This is a genomic window from Streptomyces sp. NBC_00091 (assembly GCF_026343185.1).
GTDB lineage: Bacteria > Actinomycetota > Actinomycetes > Streptomycetales > Streptomycetaceae > Streptomyces.
This window is the reverse complement of sequence record NZ_JAPEMA010000003.1, coordinates 266302-284734: the sequence shown is the minus strand read 5'-3', so window position 1 is coordinate 284734 and position 18433 is coordinate 266302. Positions and strand designations below refer to the sequence as shown.

Annotated in this window: 20 protein-coding genes; 9 read left to right on the top strand and 11 right to left on the bottom strand. The window is 70.9% G+C overall.

The annotated features are described in order from the left end of the window. Positions 1-14 precede the first annotated feature (14 nt). On the bottom strand, positions 15-371 hold the full coding sequence (locus OOK34_RS32215; RefSeq protein WP_267037685.1) for a nuclear transport factor 2 family protein: 357 nt from the start codon (positions 369-371) through the stop codon (positions 15-17). A gap of 295 nt (positions 372-666) precedes the next feature. Between OOK34_RS32215 and OOK34_RS32210 the strand changes: the two genes are divergently transcribed. After that, a complete protein-coding gene (locus OOK34_RS32210) occupies positions 667-1950 on the top strand; it encodes an aminotransferase class V-fold PLP-dependent enzyme (RefSeq protein WP_267037684.1) in 1284 nt (427 codons plus the stop codon). A 33-nt stretch (positions 1951-1983) separates the two neighbouring features. Here the strand turns inward: OOK34_RS32210 and OOK34_RS32205 are convergent, their stop codons facing one another. The 5 genes from OOK34_RS32205 to OOK34_RS32185 form a co-directional block, all read right to left on the bottom strand. Then, positions 1984-2487, bottom strand: coding sequence for a GNAT family N-acetyltransferase (locus OOK34_RS32205; RefSeq protein WP_267037683.1), 504 nt, complete (start codon positions 2485-2487; stop codon positions 1984-1986). A 120-nt stretch (positions 2488-2607) separates the two neighbouring features. After that, the gene (locus tag OOK34_RS32200) at positions 2608-3081 is read right to left on the bottom strand and encodes a hypothetical protein (RefSeq protein ID WP_267037682.1); all 474 of its coding nucleotides are present in this window, start codon (positions 3079-3081) and stop codon (positions 2608-2610) included. 40 nt (positions 3082-3121) lie between these two features. After that, the gene (locus OOK34_RS32195; protein WP_267037681.1) at positions 3122-3637 is read right to left on the bottom strand and encodes a GNAT family N-acetyltransferase; all 516 of its coding nucleotides are present in this window, start codon (positions 3635-3637) and stop codon (positions 3122-3124) included. A gap of 19 nt (positions 3638-3656) precedes the next feature. Beyond that, complete coding sequence (locus OOK34_RS32190) at positions 3657-4187, bottom strand: GNAT family N-acetyltransferase (RefSeq protein ID WP_267037680.1); 531 nt, start codon at positions 4185-4187, stop codon at positions 3657-3659. After that, the gene (locus OOK34_RS32185) at positions 4184-5443 is read right to left on the bottom strand and encodes an XRE family transcriptional regulator (RefSeq protein WP_267037679.1); all 1260 of its coding nucleotides are present in this window, start codon (positions 5441-5443) and stop codon (positions 4184-4186) included. Before OOK34_RS32185 ends, OOK34_RS32190 begins: the two co-directional genes overlap by 4 nt. A gap of 357 nt (positions 5444-5800) precedes the next feature. On the opposite strand from OOK34_RS32185, the gene OOK34_RS32180 reads away from it, so the two are divergent. Beyond that, positions 5801-6007, top strand: a complete 207-nt coding sequence (locus tag OOK34_RS32180) for a hypothetical protein (protein ID WP_267037678.1) — start codon at positions 5801-5803, stop codon at positions 6005-6007. Positions 6008-6634: 627 nt separating this feature from the next. Here the strand turns inward: OOK34_RS32180 and OOK34_RS32175 are convergent. The 5 genes from OOK34_RS32175 to OOK34_RS32155 form a co-directional block, all read right to left on the bottom strand. Next, positions 6635-6823 (bottom strand): hypothetical protein, encoded by a 189-nt coding sequence (locus tag OOK34_RS32175; protein ID WP_267037677.1) that lies wholly within the window; start codon positions 6821-6823, stop codon positions 6635-6637. A 168-nt stretch (positions 6824-6991) separates the two neighbouring features. After that, positions 6992-7174: a hypothetical protein gene (locus tag OOK34_RS32170; RefSeq protein ID WP_267037676.1), complete on the bottom strand. Its 183-nt coding sequence runs from the start codon at positions 7172-7174 to the stop codon at positions 6992-6994. 11 nt (positions 7175-7185) lie between these two features. Beyond that, on the bottom strand, positions 7186-8895 hold the full coding sequence (locus OOK34_RS32165) for a nitrite/sulfite reductase (RefSeq protein ID WP_267037675.1): 1710 nt from the start codon (positions 8893-8895) through the stop codon (positions 7186-7188). A 14-nt stretch (positions 8896-8909) separates the two neighbouring features. Then, entirely contained in the window at positions 8910-10091 is a 1182-nt protein-coding gene (locus OOK34_RS32160) for a hypothetical protein (RefSeq protein ID WP_267037674.1), read from the bottom strand. Next, positions 10088-11770: a hypothetical protein gene (locus OOK34_RS32155; protein WP_267037673.1), complete on the bottom strand. Its 1683-nt coding sequence runs from the start codon at positions 11768-11770 to the stop codon at positions 10088-10090. The genes OOK34_RS32160 and OOK34_RS32155 overlap by 4 nt, the downstream gene beginning before the upstream one ends. Before the next feature lie 390 nt (positions 11771-12160). Here OOK34_RS32155 and OOK34_RS32150 point away from each other — a divergent pair, with 390 nt between their 5' ends. Genes OOK34_RS32150 through OOK34_RS32120 form a run of 7 tightly spaced genes read left to right on the top strand, consistent with a single transcriptional unit; the run spans position 12161 to position 18426 of the window. Beyond that, a complete protein-coding gene (locus tag OOK34_RS32150; protein ID WP_267037672.1) occupies positions 12161-12862 on the top strand; it encodes a phosphoadenylyl-sulfate reductase in 702 nt (233 codons plus the stop codon). A gap of 26 nt (positions 12863-12888) precedes the next feature. Next, the gene (cysC, locus tag OOK34_RS32145; protein WP_267037671.1) at positions 12889-13431 is read left to right on the top strand and encodes an adenylyl-sulfate kinase; all 543 of its coding nucleotides are present in this window, start codon (positions 12889-12891) and stop codon (positions 13429-13431) included. A gap of 53 nt (positions 13432-13484) precedes the next feature. Then, on the top strand, positions 13485-14354 hold the full coding sequence (gene cysD / locus OOK34_RS32140; RefSeq protein WP_267037852.1) for a sulfate adenylyltransferase subunit CysD: 870 nt from the start codon (positions 13485-13487) through the stop codon (positions 14352-14354). A 2-nt stretch (positions 14355-14356) separates the two neighbouring features. Continuing rightward, on the top strand, positions 14357-15664 hold the full coding sequence (locus tag OOK34_RS32135) for a sulfate adenylyltransferase subunit 1 (protein WP_267037670.1): 1308 nt from the start codon (positions 14357-14359) through the stop codon (positions 15662-15664). Beyond that, the gene (locus OOK34_RS32130) at positions 15664-16776 is read left to right on the top strand and encodes an aliphatic sulfonate ABC transporter substrate-binding protein (protein ID WP_267037669.1); all 1113 of its coding nucleotides are present in this window, start codon (positions 15664-15666) and stop codon (positions 16774-16776) included. The genes OOK34_RS32135 and OOK34_RS32130 overlap by 1 nt, the downstream gene beginning before the upstream one ends. 5 nt (positions 16777-16781) lie before the next feature. Continuing rightward, on the top strand, positions 16782-17567 hold the full coding sequence (locus tag OOK34_RS32125; RefSeq protein ID WP_267037668.1) for an ABC transporter ATP-binding protein: 786 nt from the start codon (positions 16782-16784) through the stop codon (positions 17565-17567). Beyond that, a complete protein-coding gene (locus OOK34_RS32120) occupies positions 17554-18426 on the top strand; it encodes an ABC transporter permease (RefSeq protein ID WP_267037667.1) in 873 nt (290 codons plus the stop codon). The genes OOK34_RS32125 and OOK34_RS32120 overlap by 14 nt, the downstream gene beginning before the upstream one ends. Positions 18427-18433: the final 7 nt, after the last annotated feature.

Below are 18433 nucleotides of genomic sequence, written 5' to 3'. Positions count from 1 at the left end.
CTTCGTTCCCGCCGTCAGCCCTTGACGTAGCCGAAGCTCTCGGCGAGCAGGCCGTTCTCCAGCCGGTGCACGTTCACCCCGCGCACGAAGTCCTTCGGACCGCCGCCCCAGCGCAGGGTCCAGCGGCAGACGGCGCGCTCGCCGGCCGTCCAGACGTCCTCCACCTCGAAGGTCATCCCCTTGTTCCCGGCGATCGCCGACCAGAACTGAAGACATTCGTCGTATCCGACGTGCTTCGTACCGTCGGGGGCGGGCCCGGAGTTCTCCAGCCGGCAGTTCTCGGCGAGGATTTCCTTCAGCAGGCCGGGGTCGTGCAGCTGGAATGCCTGGTTGAACTGTTCGATGACCTTGCGTGTCTGCTCGTCGGACATCGGGCTCCTCATCTCTATGCTTGGCTCATGTCTCATGGCTCGGCACGGGTGGCCCCGCCGGGTCGACCGGGCCACAGGAGAAAGTAATACAGTCCAACAGGCCCCGCAGTCCAAGTTTCCGAGCGTTCAGCCCATTTGAGTCAGTCGCACGTCAGTACCAGCCGCCTAGCTTTGTAGTATGACCACAGCAGACAGTGCGCCTCTCGCATTGGCCTATCAGCAGGCCATCGAATATCTGGCGGGTCTCGCCGATCGGCCGGTGGGTGCCACTGCCGGCTCCGAACAATTGCTGAAAATGTTCGGTGGCCCGCTGCCCGCCGGGCCGGCCCCGGCCACCGACACCATCGAACTCCTCGGCCGGGCCGTCGCCGAAGGCGGCATCCCCACGGCCAACGGCCCCCGCTACTTCGGCTACGTCACCGGCGGCACCCTGCCCGTGGCCATCGCCACCGACTGGCTCGTGGCCGCCTGGGACCAGACCGCCAGCCTCTACAACCTCTCGCCCGCCATCGCCGTGGCCGAGGACGTCGCCGCCCAGTGGGTCCTGGAGCTCCTCGGCCTGCCCGCCCACGCCTCCGTCGGCTTCCCCACCGGCTGCACCATGGCCCACCTGACCTCCCTGGCGGCCGCCCGGCACAAACTCCTCGCCGAGGCGGGCTGGGACGTCGAACGCGAAGGCCTGGGCGGCGCGCCCGACGTGGCCATCGTCGCCGGCGCCCAGCACCACATGACCATCGACCTCGCCGCCCGCTACCTCGGCTTCGGCACCGCACGCATCCAGAACGTCCCCGTCGACGACAAGGGCCGGATGATCCCCGCCGAACTGGAGCGCACCCTGGCCTCCCTGGACGGGCCGGTCATCGTCTGCGCGCAGATCGGCGACGTCAACTCCGGCGCCATCGACCCCGTCGGGGAGATCTGCGACATCGCGCACCGCCACGGCGCCTGGGTCCACGTCGACGGCGCCTTCGGCCTCTGGGCCGCGGCCAGCCCCAAGCTCCGCCCCCTCGTGGAGGGCGTCGAACGGGCCGACTCCTGGGCGCTGGACGCCCACAAGTGGCTCAACGTCCCCTACGACTGCGGGATCGTCGTCATCGCGCACCCCGAGGCCCACCGGGCCGCCATGCTCAACGAGCGGGCCGGCTACCTGCCGCCGGGTACGGACGGCGAACGCGACGCCATCGAATGGGTCCCCGACTTCTCCCGCCGCGCCCGCAGCCTCCCCGTCTGGGCCGCCCTGCGCTCCCTGGGCCGCTCCGGCGTCGCCGACCTGGTCGAACGCTGCTGCGCACACGTCCACCGCTTCGCGGATCGCCTGGCCGGCGTTCCCGGGGTCGAACTCCTCAACGAGGTCGTCCTCAACCAGCTCCTGGTCCGCTTCGGCGACGACGACGAGACGACCCGCCGGGTCATCGCCCGCATCCAGCAGAGCGGCGAATGCTGGTTCGGCGGCACCCTGTGGGAGGGCCGCGCGGCGATGCGCGTCTCGGTGGTCAACTGGCGCACCACGACGGCCGACGTCGACCGCAGCATCGAGGTCATCCTCGAAGCCCTGGTCAAGGAGTGTCGCCCTTCCTGACGCCCCGTCGGCGGCGCCTTCCCCAGCCAGGGCCTACAGATCCCGGACCATGACCGCGTAGACAGGTGAGTCGTCGGAGGGCTTGGCTTCGTCCCGTTTCTCGTAGCCCCACCCCTCGTACAGGGCCTGCACCTTCGAGTGGGTGGAGTCTACGAGGAGCGTCGCGAAGTCCACGTCCATCGACTGAACCAGGGCGTCATGAATCCGCTGTGCCCGGCCGGTGCCCTGCCACTGGGGTATCACCATCAGCTCTGACAGGGCGAAGATCCGGCCGCGCACTCCCTTGGGCCGGTCCGTGCCCTTCCACCAGCCGCCCGGTTTGAATTTCGACCCGTACGCGTATCCGACCGGACCGCCGTTCTCCCACCCCGAGACGCACGTCCAGTCCTCGCGTCCCGACCACAGGTCAACGAAGTAGGAGAACCGCTCGCGGGAGTGGAACGGGTCGGGATCGTTCGCGTACACCGCATCGTGAACGTCCAACAGCAAGGAGCGGACGTCTTGCGCGTCGGCGTGCGTATACCACTTCAGGTCCATCGTCGTGACTCCTCGATCCAGCTCACAGCCTCGGGCGACGCCGTTCCGACGGGCCCGGCCGGGGCACGCCCGAGCGGCTCCTCCCGTCACGAGTTCAACGGTGGCCGTGCGCCCGGTCCCTCAGCGACTGGCCCCCTCAGGCCAGAGAACCCGCACCGGAACGCCGGTGCGTTCGGCATAGGCGACAACATCTGCCGTGCCCCCGTATCCCCACGCCGGCTTCCCGTCCCAGACGGCCAACAGCTCGTCGACCAGCCCCACGAGGATCTCGCTACCGGCCATGTGCGCCGCTGAGTCGGAGGCGGCCATACCTGTGCGGTGCACCTCGGAGGCTCGGCTCATCAGCTTGTCGTATACCGGCCAGTGCTGCGCGGGCAGGCCCTCGCGGTACTGCTCCGCGGGAAGCACCACCTCCAGGCGGCCGCCATGGGCGAGGACGTACTCTGCGAACCAGGCATCGGGGCCGTCCGCGATGCAGGAGACGCCCACCAGGTCGGCGCCGTCGTGACTGCTCACCGCGCCTTCGAGCAGGTCGCGTACCTTCTGTTCCACCTGGGCGTTCAGTCCACGGTGGCCGGTGATGCCTACGCGCATCGCGTTTCTCCTCCCCTCCGGCCGCGAGGCGGCGCCATCACTAGCCGGTCAGGGTGTTCATCATGACCGCGTACACCGGTGAATCCGCGAAGGGCTGGTTCTCCCCGATCTTCCGGTAACCCCAGCGTTCGTACATCGTCTGGAGCCGGGGCCGTTTCGTGTCCACGGTGAGGACCGCCAACGCCTCCGGCCGCCCTTCGAGGAGCGCGTCGTGCAGGCGCGGCCCAAGCCCGGTCTTCCGCCACTTCGGGCGCACCATCAGCTCGGAGACGGAGAACGTGTCGGCCCGCTCCGGCGGGGTGTCGAGGTGCCCCTGCCACCACTCCCTCCCAGGGGTGGCGGGAGCGCCGTAGGAGAAGCCGACCGGGACGGGGCCCTGCCAGGCGATCACGCAGGCGAAGCCGGGATTCCCACCCCAGTGATCCACGAACCAGGGGAAGCGCTGCACGAACTCCTCGTGCCGGCGATCCGCGTACGCGTCCTCGTGGACGTCCAACAGGGTCTGCCGGATGTTGCTGAGATCGTCGTGGCTGTAGCGCTTTATTTCGATGGTCACGCGGCACCACTCCCTCACATCACGAGTTCAACGGCCGGACCATCGCGGTGAGCACGGGCGAGTCCGGGGAGGGCTGGACGGCCCCGATCGCCTCGTAGCCCCACGACTCGTAGACCCGCTGCACCTTTCCTTCTCCGGCCGCCGGGTTGACCATGAGCGATACGTACCGCTCCTCGCGACCGGCCAGCAGCTCGTCATGGACCCGCCGGGCCAGCCCCGTCCCCCGGTAGGGAACCGTCACACCGATCTCCTTGAGGGCCAAGGCCGGCGAGCTGGTGTATTCCGCGTCCACATCGCCGATCCGCTTCCACCAGCGGTCTCCGGCCTCCACCGTGTTGCCGTACGCGTACCCGACCGGCCGCCCGTCGGCGTCGAAGGCGAGCACCGCCCCGAAACCCGGCTCCCGGCCATGACGTTCCAGACGGTCGGCGAAGGTCGAGACCGCGTAGTTCGGCAGGTGCAGCAACGGTGCGCGGACCTCGGCGTACACCTCGATGAGCGGGCCGCCGGCCTGCTCCAGTTCGGTGAACCGACGCAGTCGGGTCGTCATGCGATGCTCCTCCAGGTGTCGCGGGCGTATTGGTTCCAGGTCTGGGCGGCGGCGGTGTTCTGCGCCATGAAGTCCAACCGGCTGCTGAAGGTGCGGAGCATCCCGACCACGCGGGGGTGCCGCACCGCTTGATCGACGGGTACGGACATGGCGCTGGCCACTGCCGGCTCCACATCACCTTGTTCGAGCTGGGCAAGTGCGACGCGGGCCGTGGCGATCGCCTTCGAGCGGTGCATGTGCGGGCGCAGGCCCGCAAGGCAGCGATGCCCGTGGAATTCGGCCCGCGCGAAATCGCCGAGTGTGAGATATGCGGAAAGGGCCAGGCTGTCGAGTTCGGCCTGATCGTAGAAGGCGTTCATCCACACCGGCCGCTGTGCGCCGTGGTCGGCGCGGAGCATGGCGTCCTGCGCGTGGTCGAAGGCTCGGCGAGTAGCCGTTCGGTCCCCGGCCGAGCCGTGGATCGCGGCATGCCGGGCCAGGCCGAGGGAGGCGAACATGGGGTCTCTGCGGGTGATGGAGAGCCCTCGAGCCACCTCGTTGGCCGCGGCGGCGTCGCCTGCACGCCCCATGTGCCGGTACATCGTCCCGGCGTGGGACCAGATGCGGAACTTGATGAACGGGTCGCCGGACATCTCTGCGAGCTGCTGGGCGACCTGCATGTGTCCGATGGCGTCCTCGAAGCGACGGCCGTCGATCGCGGCCCACATTGCGGAGGAGCGGAAAGCTGCGGCCGAGGCATAGACCTGGCCGCGGATGCGCTGGCTGGCGGTACCGGTGCTCTGGAGGACCAACGCTTCGTCCGAGAGGGCCGCAGCCTTCTGCTCGATCCCGAGTTGTCCCCCGTGACGGTGATCGCTCGCGATGATGTCGGCGAACCGGCGTTGCAGGCCTTCGACGTCGCTGGAGCCGATCCGGCGCGGGGTGGCGAGAGCGGGGTGGGCTGAGGAAAAGGCCAGGGCGGTCCCGGCCGTGATGAAGTGGCGGCGCTTCACGGGGTCCTCCGGCGGTGAGGCAGTGCTGCGTGCCTCGAACCCTAGGTCTCGCAGCGGGCAGCCGAAAACCTGTTCAAGGGCCTTGCGGGTGCGGCCGATCGGCCGCTGGGTGGCTCCGCTGAGAAGGTTCCGGACCGTCCGCACGGAGATGTCACCTGGCCGCCCGGTGATCTCCAGCAAAGCGACGTTCATCTGAGCTGCCAACTCGTCCTGTGTGAGGGCGAGATCGTGCATCTTCTGCTTCAACACGGCGTTGACTGCCATGGCACCGGAACGTAGCCCCATCCTCACTCTCCGCACCAGATGGGTCGCAAAGCGCACGCAAAGTTTTCCGGTCGCTTGGCGTGCCCCGACAGGTCACCCTTCCTGTTTCCCCACGGCCGCCGGTCGTTGACTGGTCACAGCCACCCGAGGCGAGGACACCTGGGATTGGCCACCCGCACTGACGACGGTAGGGAGCCCTCTTGGAAAGCCCACTTGCCCGCGGCGTACTGACTTTGGACACCCTTGACAGCCCGGGTACTGGCACGGCCCCGCTGTCCTTGCCCAGCGCGGATCTGCTCGATCGGGCACGCGCCGGATGGGAGCAGTTCCTCGCCGGCCTCTCCTCGGAGGTGCCGGATGAGTGAACAGTACGAGTACGTGCCGCACCGGCTGCTGCGCCGCCGGGTGCGCGACATCGCGTCCGGTACCGAGGGCGAGCTGATGGCCGTGATCAACGAGAACGTCTCCGACACCGGCATCGAGCGCTGGTCGGAGCTCGCGTACATCCGGGGCGCGTCCGGCCGCGAGTTCACGACCGCCGTCGGCAACGTCGAGCCCGCCTGACCACGCGTCCACGGGGAGGACCAAAGTGACGTACGACCAAGACCGTATGGAGCGTGAGGCCTTCGACTTCTTCCGGCTGATGCTGGAGGTCGAGGCATCCGAAGCACATCCCAATGGTGCGTGCATGAACGCGCACGCACCATGCGCCGGGTGCGGCATGCCCGCCCCGATCGCGATCAGGTACGGCGGCCCCATGGCTGACTGCCGACTCTGCTGCTCCGGGTGGGCGGTGCAGCACGACCCGGTCTAGTGCTGGCGGCGCAGCGGCGTCTTCGGCGGCGACCCCCACCTGGAGTCGCTCGCGGTGGCCCGTATCCAGGAGCTGACCCCTCGCCTCAAGGCCCTGCGCGCCATGCGCGACGACATCGCCGGCGCCCTCTGAATCCCGTTCGGCCACACGACGACGACGGCATCCAACCCGGTCGGCCGGTGGAACGGTTCGTAAGCCCGTTGCGGGTCGGCGACGGACGGTGTTGGCTCTCTTTGGATCATGCCGGGCGATAGTGCCGGGCATATTGACCAGGGGGGAACCTACATGCGCACTCACCGAGTTCGTGGACTCGCGGCTGCTGTTGCCGTGTCCGGCGTAGTTGCCGGCTTCGCTCTCGCGACCGGCATGGCCCAGGCCTACACCACGACGTCGGCTCCGATATCGAGCCCCACATGCACGCAGGCTCCGACCCGCGCGCCGCTCCCGACGCCGAGCCCCACGTCCACGGCGGTTCCGACGTACTCGCCGACCGCGATGCCGGCTCCTCCGACGTACATGCCGGTTCCGACGTACTCGCCGACCGCGATGCCTGATCCGACGTACACGCCGGTTCCGACCTACTCGCCGACTCCGACGCCGGTTCCGACGTACTCGCCGACCGCGACGCCGGTGCCTACGTACACGCCGGCTCCTACGTACATGCCGGTTCCGACGTACTCGCCGACCGCGACGCCGGTTCCGGCGTACTCGGCGACTCCGACGCCGGTCCCGGTCTACACGCCGGCTCCCACGCTGAGCCCGACATGTACGCCGGTCCCGGCCGGAACGCCGACTTCGACGCCGGGCCCCACGTACACCCCGGGCCCGACCCGCGCGCCGGTGCCGACGGCGAGTCCCACGGGGGTGTCGCCGACTTCCGGGCCCCTGGTGGTGAAGTAGTAGACCCCCGGCCGCATGGGCCCGGGGGCTACTGGAGGGCGGATTCGTCGCAGCGGGCGACCCAGGACGTGAAGGGTTCCGAGGGGTTCGTGCGGCCCGTGAGGTAGGCGCGGGTGAGGCGTTCCACGTAGTCCGGGAGGTCCGCCGCCGTTGTCTTCAGGCCGCGGAGCTTCTTGCCGAAGCCGCCCTCCTGGTCCGATGAGAGGGACAGGCTGCCGCCCAGGTGGACCTGGAAGCCCTCGACCTGGCGGCCGTCCTCGTCCGCGACGAGCTGGCCCTTGAGGCCGATGTCCGCGACCTGCGTACGGGCGCACGAGTTGGGGCAGCCGTTCACGTTGATGGTGAGGCCCGCCCCGACGTCCTCGCCGGCCAGGCGCTTCTCCAGCTCCGCGACCAGAGTGGCGGCCCGCTCCTTCGTCTCGACGATCGCCAGCTTGCAGTACTCGATCCCCGTGCAGGCCATCGTGTTGCGCCGCCACGGCGAGGGGCGGGCCTGGAGGCCGATCTCCGCCAGGTCGGCGATCAGCGGCTCCGGGTCGGCCACGTCCAGGACGAGGAGCTTCTGGTACGGGGTCAGCCGCACCCGGCCGCTGCCGTGGCGTTCGGCCAGGTCGGCCAGTGCCGCCAGCTTGGTGCCGGAGAGGCGGCCCGCGACCGGCGCCGCGCCCACGTACGACAGGCCGTCCCGCTGCGGGTGTACGCCGATGTGGTCGATCGGGGCCGGGGGGAGCGAGGGGGCCGGGCCGTCGAGGAGGGGGCGGCCCAGGTACTCCTCCTCCAGCACCCGGCGGAACTTCTCCACGCCCCAGTCGGCGACCAGGAACTTCAGCCGGGCCCGGCCCCGCAGCCGCCGGTAGCCGTAGTCGCGGAAGAGGCGGGCCACCGCCACCCACACGTCCGGGACCTCGTCCAGCGGGACCCAGACCCCGACGTGCTGCGCCAGGATCGGCACCGTCGACAGCCCGCCGCCCACCCACATGCCGAAGCCCGGCCCGTGTTCGGGGTGGACGGCGCCCAGGAAGGCCAGGTCGTTGATCTCGTACGGGATGTCGGGTAGCCAGGACACCGCCGACTTGTACTTGCGCGGCAGGTTGGAGAGGGAGGGGTCGCCCACGTACCGGGCGGCGATCTCCCGTACGGCCGGGGTCGCGTCGAGCACCTCGTCGGCGCCCACCCCCGCCACCGGAGACCCGACGATCACGCGCGGGCAGTCCCCGCAGGCCTCGGTCGTCGACAGGCCGACCTCCTCCAGCCGCCGCCAGATCGCCGGCACGTCCTCGATCCGCACCCAGTGCAGCTGGATGTTCTGCCGGTCGGTGACGTCGGCGGTGTTGCGGGCGAAGCGCATCGAGATGTCGGCGATGGCCCGCAGCTGGGCCGCGTCCAGGGTGCCGCCGTCACTGCGCACCCGCATCATGAAGTGCTCGTCCTCCAGCTCCTCCGGGGCGAGCGAGCCCGTCTTCCCGCCGTCGATGCCGGGCTTGCGCTGGGTGTACAGCCCCCACCAGCGCATCCGGCCGCGCAGGTCGTCGGGGTCGATGCTGGCGAAGCCTTCGCGGGAATAGACCTTCTCGATGCGCTCCCGGACGAGAAGGGGGTCCTCGACCGCCTTGAACTCCTCGTTGGAGTTGAGCGGTTCCCGCTCGCCCAGCGCCCACTGTCCCTCGGGGCGCTTGGCGGCGGCGGGGCGCGCGGTTCTGGCGGTCCGGACCGGCGGCGCGGCGACTGTCTCCGTCATTGTCCTGCTCCTTGTCAGGTGGTGCCGAGGTTCGAGACCGGGACGATCATTCCGCTGGGCAGCCAGCTCGTGTTCCCGGCGTGGTGGTGGCCGCCGCCCGCGGCGGGACCCCCGCTGCCGGGTACGTAGAGCACGGCGGTGGCGTAGAGCTTCGCGGGCGCCGGCCCGGCCGACCCGCGCGCCCGGCGCCAGGCCTCGTACCCGGCGGCGGTGGGCACCTCGCCGGGGAGGCGGGCGCCGAGCGCCGCCACGTACTCCACCGCGGCCGGGCCGTTCGGCGCGTACCGCAGCGGGATGAGCTGGCCCGCGCTCGGCGAGAGCAGCGGCGCGGTCAGCAGCCAGGGCGCCAGGTAGCTGCCCTCGGCGACGCTGCGCCCCGCCTCGACATCGCGTACGGCGGTGTCCGCGCCCGCCCAGCCGGAGGTCACGACCAGCGGCTGCCGGGTCGAGTCCGGCTTCCCCACGGAGATCCCCGCGCGGGCCGCCGCGCCCCGCACCTCGGCGGCCGCGGCCCGCCCGCGCGGGGAGTCGTCCTCGACCAGGGCCAGGGAGCGGGCCCCGCGCCCGGCGAGGAAGCCCACGGTCTCCCGCAGTGCGGCCGCGTCCGCCTCCGTCAGGGCGTCGGACGGGCAGCCGGACGGGGCTTTCGCACTGCCGCCCAGCACCGCCCCGGCGGCGGCGCTCGCGCACTCCGGCCCGTCGGCGCCGCTCAGCCCGGCCGGCGCGGCCCCGCCGCCCGCGCGGCCCGTGTCCACCGCGAGCGGGGCGAGCGACCCGCCGGCGGAGACCCACACCTGCCCGGGCCCGGCCGGCAGTTCGACCGGGACCCACGTCAGCGCCGAGCCGGGCCGCTGCCCGCCCTTCACGAGCCGCTCCCGGTCGGTTCCGGCCGAGGCTTCGGGGGCGGCGACGCCCACCAGGTTGTAGCCCGGCCGGTTCGGCACCACCAGCACCGGCACCTGCTCGCCGCCCATCCCGAGCGAGCCCAGCAGCGGCCCGGCCGACGCACGCTGCGCCCCGCCGGCCGGCAGCAGCGGCCCGCCGAGGGTCCCGGCCAGGGCCGCGCACGCCACCGCCGCGGCGAAGTACGCCGAGGCGGTGGTGCGGCGGGCGAGCAGCCGCGTGCGGAGCAGCAGCAGTACGCCCAGGGCCAGGGCGGCGGTCAGCACGACCGCCGCCAGGAGGACTGTGCTCACCGTCGTACGACGCTGTCGCTGACCACGAACAGGACACCGTGCGGCTGGGCGTCGCCGAAGTCGCCGTGCGGCCAGGAGGCCCGGTTGAAGCCGACGCAGGGCTTGCCGGTGTTCTCGTCCCGGAAGGACCGGTCCAGGGCCACCTTGCCGCGCCGGTCGACGTCGAACATGCACACCCGGTGGTCGCCGCCGCCGCCGAAGGACCCGGCGACGAAGTAGTTGGCGACCGCGATCCGGCTGACGTTGTCCGTCTCCCGGTAGACGCCGTCCGCGCCGCGCCTGAAGTTGTCCATGGCGCCCCAGTGCGGGCCGCCCGAGCTGACGTCGCGGATCGGCACGGTGCTCACCAGCTCCGGGCAGTCCCGCTCGCGTCCGCCCCGGCTGGCCTCGCTCAGCTCGTCCACCGAGCACTTGGCGCCGTCGCCGGCGGCGAGCAGCTTCTGGATGTCCAGGACGTAGATCATGCCCGTGGTCTCGTCCAGCGGCTTGCCGTAGGGCACCGACTGGCCCATCACCGTGTGGAAGAGGAAGCGGTCGTCGGGGCTGACGGCCAGCCAGCTGCCGTTGTCGCCGCTGCCGGTGACGCCCTTGTCGCGCTGGAAGCTCCGGTAGGCGGTCGTGTCGTCGAAGACCTCCTTCCACTGCGGGGCGGGCGCCGTGATGTCCGGGGTGTAGAAGACGGCCCCGCCGGCCATGGAGGAGACGAAGGCGCCCTTGTGCCCGGGCCGGTTGGTCAGCGCGGTCTCCATGACCACCCGCGACTCGCGGAAGAAGGCCCGCTGTTCCTGAGCCCCGCGCGGCCCGTCGGCGACCTTGGACACCGAGCGCAGCGTCGGGTCGTCGCGGTTGGTGATGTCGAAGACGCGGACCGTCTGGCGGGCCAGGTTCTCCTTGAGCGCCGAGTCGGGCGTCATGAAGTTGCGGGCCTCGGCGAAGTCGCTCGCCACCATGATGTTCAGGTCCTCGCGGACCGCGACCCCGTGCGGGTTGGCGCAGGTCGCGGCCGGCAGCGCCGGGACGTTGCCGCACTGGGCCGGGTCCTCGCCCGCCGCGGTGGCCGCCGGGATCTCCGCGATGGTCTTGCCGTCCTTGCCGATCCGGACGATCTCGCCGGGGGAGCCGGCCGCGCCGTTGCCGACCCGCACCTGGCCGTTGGTGTAGGTGCAGGGGCCGGTCACGTTCGGGCCGCCCATGTAGGTCCCGTACGCGGTTCCGTCGCTCAGCACCTGGTAGGCGTCGGGCAGGGTCCCGCAGGGGGTGTCGGCGGTGGTGTTGACCCCGGCGATCGTCAGCGCGGGCAGGGCCTTCGCGTCGAAGACGAAGGTGGTGTCGCTCATGATGCCGCCGGCGTAGATCCGGTCGCCCTTGTGCCACACGTACTGCATGTGGTGCGGCTCGTTGCCGTTGTTCGGGCCGACGGTGACGGTGTTGGCGACCTTGCCGTACGTCGGGGAGCCGGGGGTGGCGTCGATGACGGTCAGGAAGTCGGGCGCCGGCTGCTTGGCCGGGCCGGACCACACGAGCATCCACTGCCGGCCCGGCCCGCGCGAGGCGTCCACCAGGTGGTTGGTCGCCGTGTACGTGACGCCGTCGCTGCCCTGGAAGCTGGAGGTCCAGGTCTCCGGCGTACCGGCGGCGGCGGGCCCCGCCGCGGTGAGCATGGAGGCGGTGAGTCCCACCGCCGACAGACAGAGTGCGAGGCGGCGTATCAGCCTTCCTCGGCGCAGACCTTTCAGGCTCATTTCTCCGCGTGCCCTCTCCGGGGTATCGGCCGGAAAATACTGACCGGCCGTTCGACGGGATTTCCAAGCGATTTTCGGCTCACTATGGCACAAGCCCGCTGGCGATCCGCTGATAGGAGCCTTACCGCGCCCTGACGGTATGTACGGAGGAACTCCACAAAACCCCTGAACCGCACGTAATCGCTGGTGAGGGGCGCAGGTTGGCCGGTTAGCGCCGAAAATACCCGCGATCAGCGGACCGTCAGTGCTTTATGTGTCGGCATTGCTAATCTCGGCTCAGCAATTTCCTGCCCGTTCGCCGCGTTCCCCATTCGAAGGAGCCGCCGGATGACGACGACTCAAGTGCACGGAAATATGAAAGAACTCGCCGAGCGGGCGGGCCGGGACCTCGAGGACGCCGCCGCGCCGGACATCCTGCGGTGGGCGGCCGACACCTTCGGCAAGAAGTTCGCAGTGACCTCCTCGATGGAGGACGCGGTCGTCGCCCACCTGGCTTCGCGCGTCTTCCCGGGCGTGGACGTGGTCTTCCTCGACACGGGCTACCACTTCGAGGAGACGATCGGCACCCGTGACGCGGTGGAGGCCGTGATGGACGTCAACGTCATCACCCTCACCCCGCGTCAGACGGTCGCCGAGCAGGACGCGGAGTACGGCCCGAAGCTGCACGACCGGGACCCGGACCTGTGCTGCGCACTGCGCAAGGTGGGGCCCCTCGAGGAGGGTCTGACCGCGTACGACGCGTGGGCGACGGGCCTGCGCCGCGACGAGTCCCCGACCCGGGCGAACACCCCGGTCGTCGGCTGGGACGAGAAGCGGCGGAAGGTCAAGATCTCGCCGATCGCCCGCTGGACCCAGGAGGACGTGGACGCCTACGTCATCGAGCACGGGGTCCTCACCAACCCGCTGCTGATGGACGGTTACGCCTCCGTCGGCTGCGCCCCCTGCACGCGCCGGGTGGAAGCCGGCGAGGACGCGAGGGCCGGTCGTTGGGCCGGGCGCGGCAAGACCGAGTGCGGACTGCACGGCTGATGAATCGACTTACGGAGACTGAGCAGATGAGCGTGAGCGAGGGCGCCACGGTGTGGCTGACCGGGCTGCCGAGCGCGGGCAAGACCACCATCGCCTACGCGCTGGCCGAGCGGCTGCGCGGTGAGGGGCACCGGGTGGAGGTCCTCGACGGGGACGAGATCCGCGAGTTCCTCTCCGCCGGCCTCGGCTTCACCCGCGAGGACCGGCACACCAACGTGCAGCGGATCGGTTTCGTCGCCGAGCTGCTCGCGAGCAACGGCGTCAAGGCGCTCGTGCCCGTGATCGCCCCCTTCGCCGACAGCCGCGAGGCCGTCCGCAAGCGGCATGCCGCCGAGGGCACCGCCTACCTCGAGGTGCACGTGGCCACTCCGGTCGAGGTGTGCTCCGAGCGTGACGTGAAGGGCCTGTACGCCAAGCAGGCGGCGGGCGAGATCTCCGGTCTGACCGGCGTCGACGACCCGTACGAGGCACCGCAGGACCCGGACCTGCGGATCGAGTCGCACACGCAGACCGTCCGGGAATCAGCAGCGGCGCTCTTCGCGCTGCTCGAGCAGAGGGGTCTCGCGTGACCACCGTCATCCCCATCAACCGGGCCGCAAGGGAACTGAACCACCTGGACTCGATGGAGTCGGAGGCGGTGCACATCTTCCGTGAGGTGGCGGGCGAGTTCGAGAAGCCGGTGATCCTGTTCTCCGGCGGCAAGGACTCCATCGTCATGCTGCACCTGGCGCTGAAGGCCTTCGCCCCCGCGCCGGTGCCCTTCACGCTGCTGCACGTCGATACCGGGCACAACTTCCCCGAGGTGCTGGAGTACCGCGACCGCACCGTCGCCGAGCACGGGCTGCGCCTGCACGTGGCCTCCGTCCAGGAGTACATCGACGCCGGCAAGCTCCGCGAGCGCCCCGACGGCACCCGCAACCCGCTCCAGACCGTCCCCCTCACCGAGGCCATCCAGCAGCTCAAGTTCGACGCCGTCTTCGGCGGCGGACGCCGCGACGAGGAGAAGGCCCGCGCCAAGGAACGCGTCTTCTCCCTGCGCGACGAGTTCTCCCAGTGGGACCCGCGCCGCCAGCGCCCCGAGCTGTGGCAGCTCTACAACGGCCGCCACGCCCCCGGCGAGCACGTGCGCGTCTTCCCGCTCTCCAACTGGACCGAGCTGGACGTGTGGCAGTACATCGCCCGGGAGAACATCGAGCTCCCGCAGATCTACTTCGCGCACGAGCGCGAGGTCTTCCTGCGTAACGGCATGTGGCTGACGGCCGGCGAGTGGGGCGGCGCGAAGGAGGGCGAGGTCCCCGAGACCCGTCTGATCCGCTACCGGACCGTCGGTGACATGTCCTGCACCGGCGCCGTGGACTCCGACGCCACCACGCTCGATGCCGTGATCGCCGAGATCGCCGTCTCCCGCCTCACCGAGCGGGGCGCGACCCGGGCCGACGACAAGATGTCCGAGGCCGCGATGGAAGACCGCAAGCGCGAAGGGTACTTCTAGACATGGATGCCATAGCCGCCGCAGACACCCTGGAATCCACGACGCTGCTGCGCTTCGCGACCGCCGGTTCCGTGGACGACGGCAAGTCCACCCTCGTAGGCCGGCTGCTGCACGACTCCAAGTCGGTGCTGACCGACCAGCTGGAGGCCGTCGAGGCCGCTTCCGCCCGGCGCGGCCAGGAGGCGCCGGACCTCGCGCTGCTGACCGACGGCCTGCGGGCCGAGCGGGAGCAGGGCATCACCATCGACGTCGCCTACCGCTACTTCGCCACCGCCCGGCGCCGGTTCATCCTCGCCGACACCCCCGGGCACGTGCAGTACACCCGCAACATGGTCACCGGCGCCTCCACCGCCGACCTGGCCGTGGTCCTCGTCGACGCCCGCAACGGCGTCATCGAGCAGACCCGCCGCCACGCGGCCGTCGCCGCCCTGCTGCGCGTCCCGCACGTGGTCCTCGCCGTCAACAAGATGGACCTCGTCGGCTACGACGAGGCCGTCTTCGCCGCCATGGCCGCCGAGTTCACCTCCTACGCCCACGACCTCGGGCTCCCGGAGATCACCGCCATCCCGATCTCGGCCCTGGCCGGGGACAACGTGGTCGAGCCCTCCGCGAACATGGACTGGTACGGCGGCCCCACCGTCCTCGAGCACCTGGAGACGGTCCCCGTCAGCGACGAGCTGACCGCGGGCCCGGGCCGCTTCCCCGTCCAGTACGTGATCCGTCCGCAGACCGCCGAGCACCCCGACTACCGCGGTTACGCCGGCCAGATCGCCTCCGGCGTCCTGCGCGTCGGCGAAGCCGTCACCGTCCTGCCCTCCGGCCGCACCTCGGTCATCGAGGGCATCGACGCCCTCGGGAAGCCGGTCGACACCGCCTGCGCCCCGCAGTCCGTCACCGTCCGGCTGCGGGACGACGTGGACGTCTCCCGGGGCGACCTCATCGCCCCCGCCGAGGCCGCCCCGCCCACCACCCAGGACGTCGTCGCCACCGTCTGCCACGTGGCCGACCAGCCCCTCACCGTCGGCCAGCGGGTGCTGCTCAAGCACACCACCCGCACGGTCAAGGCCATCGTCAGGGAGATCCCCTCCCGGCTGACCCTCGACGACCTCTCCCAGCACCTCGACCCCGGTCGGCTCGTGGCCAACGACATCGGCCGCGTGGTCGTCCGTACCGGTGAACCGCTCGCGCTCGACGCGTACGCGGCCTCCCGGCTCACCGGCTCCTTCCTCCTCATCGACCCGGCCGACGGCACCACCCTGACCGCGGGCATGGCGGGCGAGGCCTTCACCGAGAACGAATGGACCCTCTGATGCCCCCGTCGCGCCGCCCACGCCCCACCGCGGCCCTCGTGCTGCTGCTCGTCGCCGCCCTCACCTCCTGCGGCTACGGATCCCAGGCCGCCCAGTTGCCGTCCGCCGCCCCGGCCGGCGCGGCGGGCGGGAAGCTCTCCGCCGGCTCCGTGACCCTCGGCTACTTCCCCAATCTCACCCACGCCACGGCCCTGGTCGGCGTACGGGAGGGCCTGATCCAGCGGGAGCTGGGCGGGACCGAGCTCAAGACCACCACCTTCAACGCCGGCCCGGCCGAGATCGAGGCGCTGAACGCCGGCTCCGTCGACATCGGCTTCATCGGCCCCTCGCCCGCCGTCAACGGCTACGTGAAGTCCAAGGGCCAGAACCTGCGGATCGTCTCCGGCGCGGCCTCCGGCGGGGTCAAGCTGGTCGTGAACCCGGCGAAGATCAAGACCCTGGACGACCTCAAGGGCAAGAAGATCGCCACCCCGCAGCTCGGCAACACCCAGGACGTGGCCTTCCTCAACTGGATCTCCGCACGCGGCTGGAAGGTCGACGCGGCCAGCGGCAAGGGGGACGTCTCCGTCGTCCGCACCAACAACACCATCACCCCCGACGCCTACCGCTCCGGTTCCGTCGACGGCGCCTGGGTGCCGGAGCCGACCGCGTCCAAGCTGGTCGCCGAGGGCGGCACCGTCCTGCTCGACGAGAAGGAGCTGTGGCCCGACGGGAAGTTCGTGATCACGAACATCGTCGTCTCGCAGAAGTTCCTCCGCGAGCACCCGGACGTGGTCGAGGCCGTCCTGCGCGGCACCGTGAAGACCAACGAGTGGATCACCACCCACCAGGACCAGGCCAAGGCCTCCGCCAACGCCGCCCTGAAGACCCTCAGCGGCAAGGAGCTGGAGCCCGGGGTCGTCGACGGGGCCTGGCCGGGGATCCTCGTCACCGACGACCCGCTCGCCACCACCCTGAAGGCCCAGTCCGACCACGCGGTCGCGGCCGGCCTCCTGGAGAAGCCCGACCTGACCGGCATCTACGACCTCGGGCCGCTGAACAAGGTCCTCGGTTCCCTGCGCAAGCCCACCGTCGACCACGCGGCTCTGGGCACCGAAGACCAAGGGAGGTGACCGCGATGGCGACCGCCCTCATCCACGCGGAGAACACCACGACGGTCCACCAGGCCGTCCGCATCGAGCACGTCTCGAAGTCCTTCCCCGGCCCCGCCGGCCCCCAGGTGGTCCTGGACGACATCAGCCTGGACCTCGCTCCCGGCGAGTTCGTCACCATCCTGGGCGCCTCGGGGTGTGGCAAGTCCACGCTGCTGAACCTGGTCGCGGGCCTGGACAAGCCGTCCGCCGGGTCGATCGCCACCGAGGGCCGACCGGCCCTGATGTTCCAGGAACACGCCCTGTTCCCCTGGCTGACCGCCGGCAAGAACATCGAACTCGCCCTGCGGCTGCGGGGCGTCGCCAAGGCCGACCGCAGGACCGAGGCCGAACGCCTCCTGGAACTGGTCCGCCTCGGCGGCGCGTACGGCAAGCGCGTCCACGAACTCTCCGGCGGTATGCGCCAGCGCGTGGCCCTGGCCCGCGCCCTCGCCCAGGACAGCCGCCTCCTCCTGATGGACGAGCCCTTCGCGGCCCTGGACGCCATCACCCGCGACGTCCTGCACGGCGAACTCACCCGCATCTGGGCCGAGACGGGGCTCTCCGTACTCTTCGTCACCCACAACGTGCGCGAGGCCGTCCGCCTCGCCCAGCGCGTGGTCCTCCTCTCCTCCCGCCCCGGGCGCGTCGCCCGTGAGTGGGCCGTGGACCTCGCCCAGCCGCGCCGCATCGAGGACGCGGCGGTCGCGGACCTGTCCCTGGAGATCACCGAACACCTGCGAGGGGAGATCCGCCGCCATGGCCGGCACTGACCTCAGGCCCCGGACCGCCGCCAACGAGCTGGCCGGGCTGGACGCGCTCGAAACCCACCAGGGCGCCCGCACCCCGCTGCGCCGGGTGCTGCTCGCGAAGGCCCTGCCCCCGGCCGCGGCCGTCGCCCTGGTGCTGACGGTGTGGCAGGTGCTCACCTGGGCGCAGGTCACCGACGACTACATGCTGCCGCCGCCCTCCGCGGTGTGGGACAGCCTGAGCGACCTGTGGCTCAAGGGAACCCTCTTCGACGTCGTGTGGACCAGCGTCTGGCGCGGGCTGTCGGGCTTCCTGCTGGCCCTCGCCATCGGCACCCCGCTCGGCCTGCTGGTCTCCCGGGTGGCCTTCGTACGCGCCGCCGTCGGCCCGGTCCTGTCCGGCCTGCAGTCGCTGCCGTCGGTGGCCTGGGTGCCCCCGGCGGTGCTCTGGCTGGGCCTGGACAACTCGATGATGTACGCCGTCATCCTGCTCGGCGCCACCCCCTCCATCGCCAACGGCCTCGTCTCCGGCATAGACCAGGTCCCGCCGCTGTTCCTGCGGGCCGGCCGTTCGCTGGGCGCCACCGGCCTGCGCGGAGCCTGGCACATCGTCATGCCGGCCGCCCTGCCCGGCTACCTCGCCGGCCTCAAGCAGGGCTGGGCCTTCTCCTGGCGCTCCCTGATGGCCGCCGAGATCATCGCCAGCTCCCCCGACCTGGGCCTGGGCCTCGGCCAGCTGCTGGAATCGGGGCGCGAGACCTCCGACATGGCCCGGATCTTCCTGGCCATCGCCCTGATCCTGCTGGTCGGCATCGCCGTCGAACTCCTGGTCTTCGCCCCGGTGGAGCGCCGCATGCTGCGCCGTCGCGGCCTGCGCGGATGACCCGATG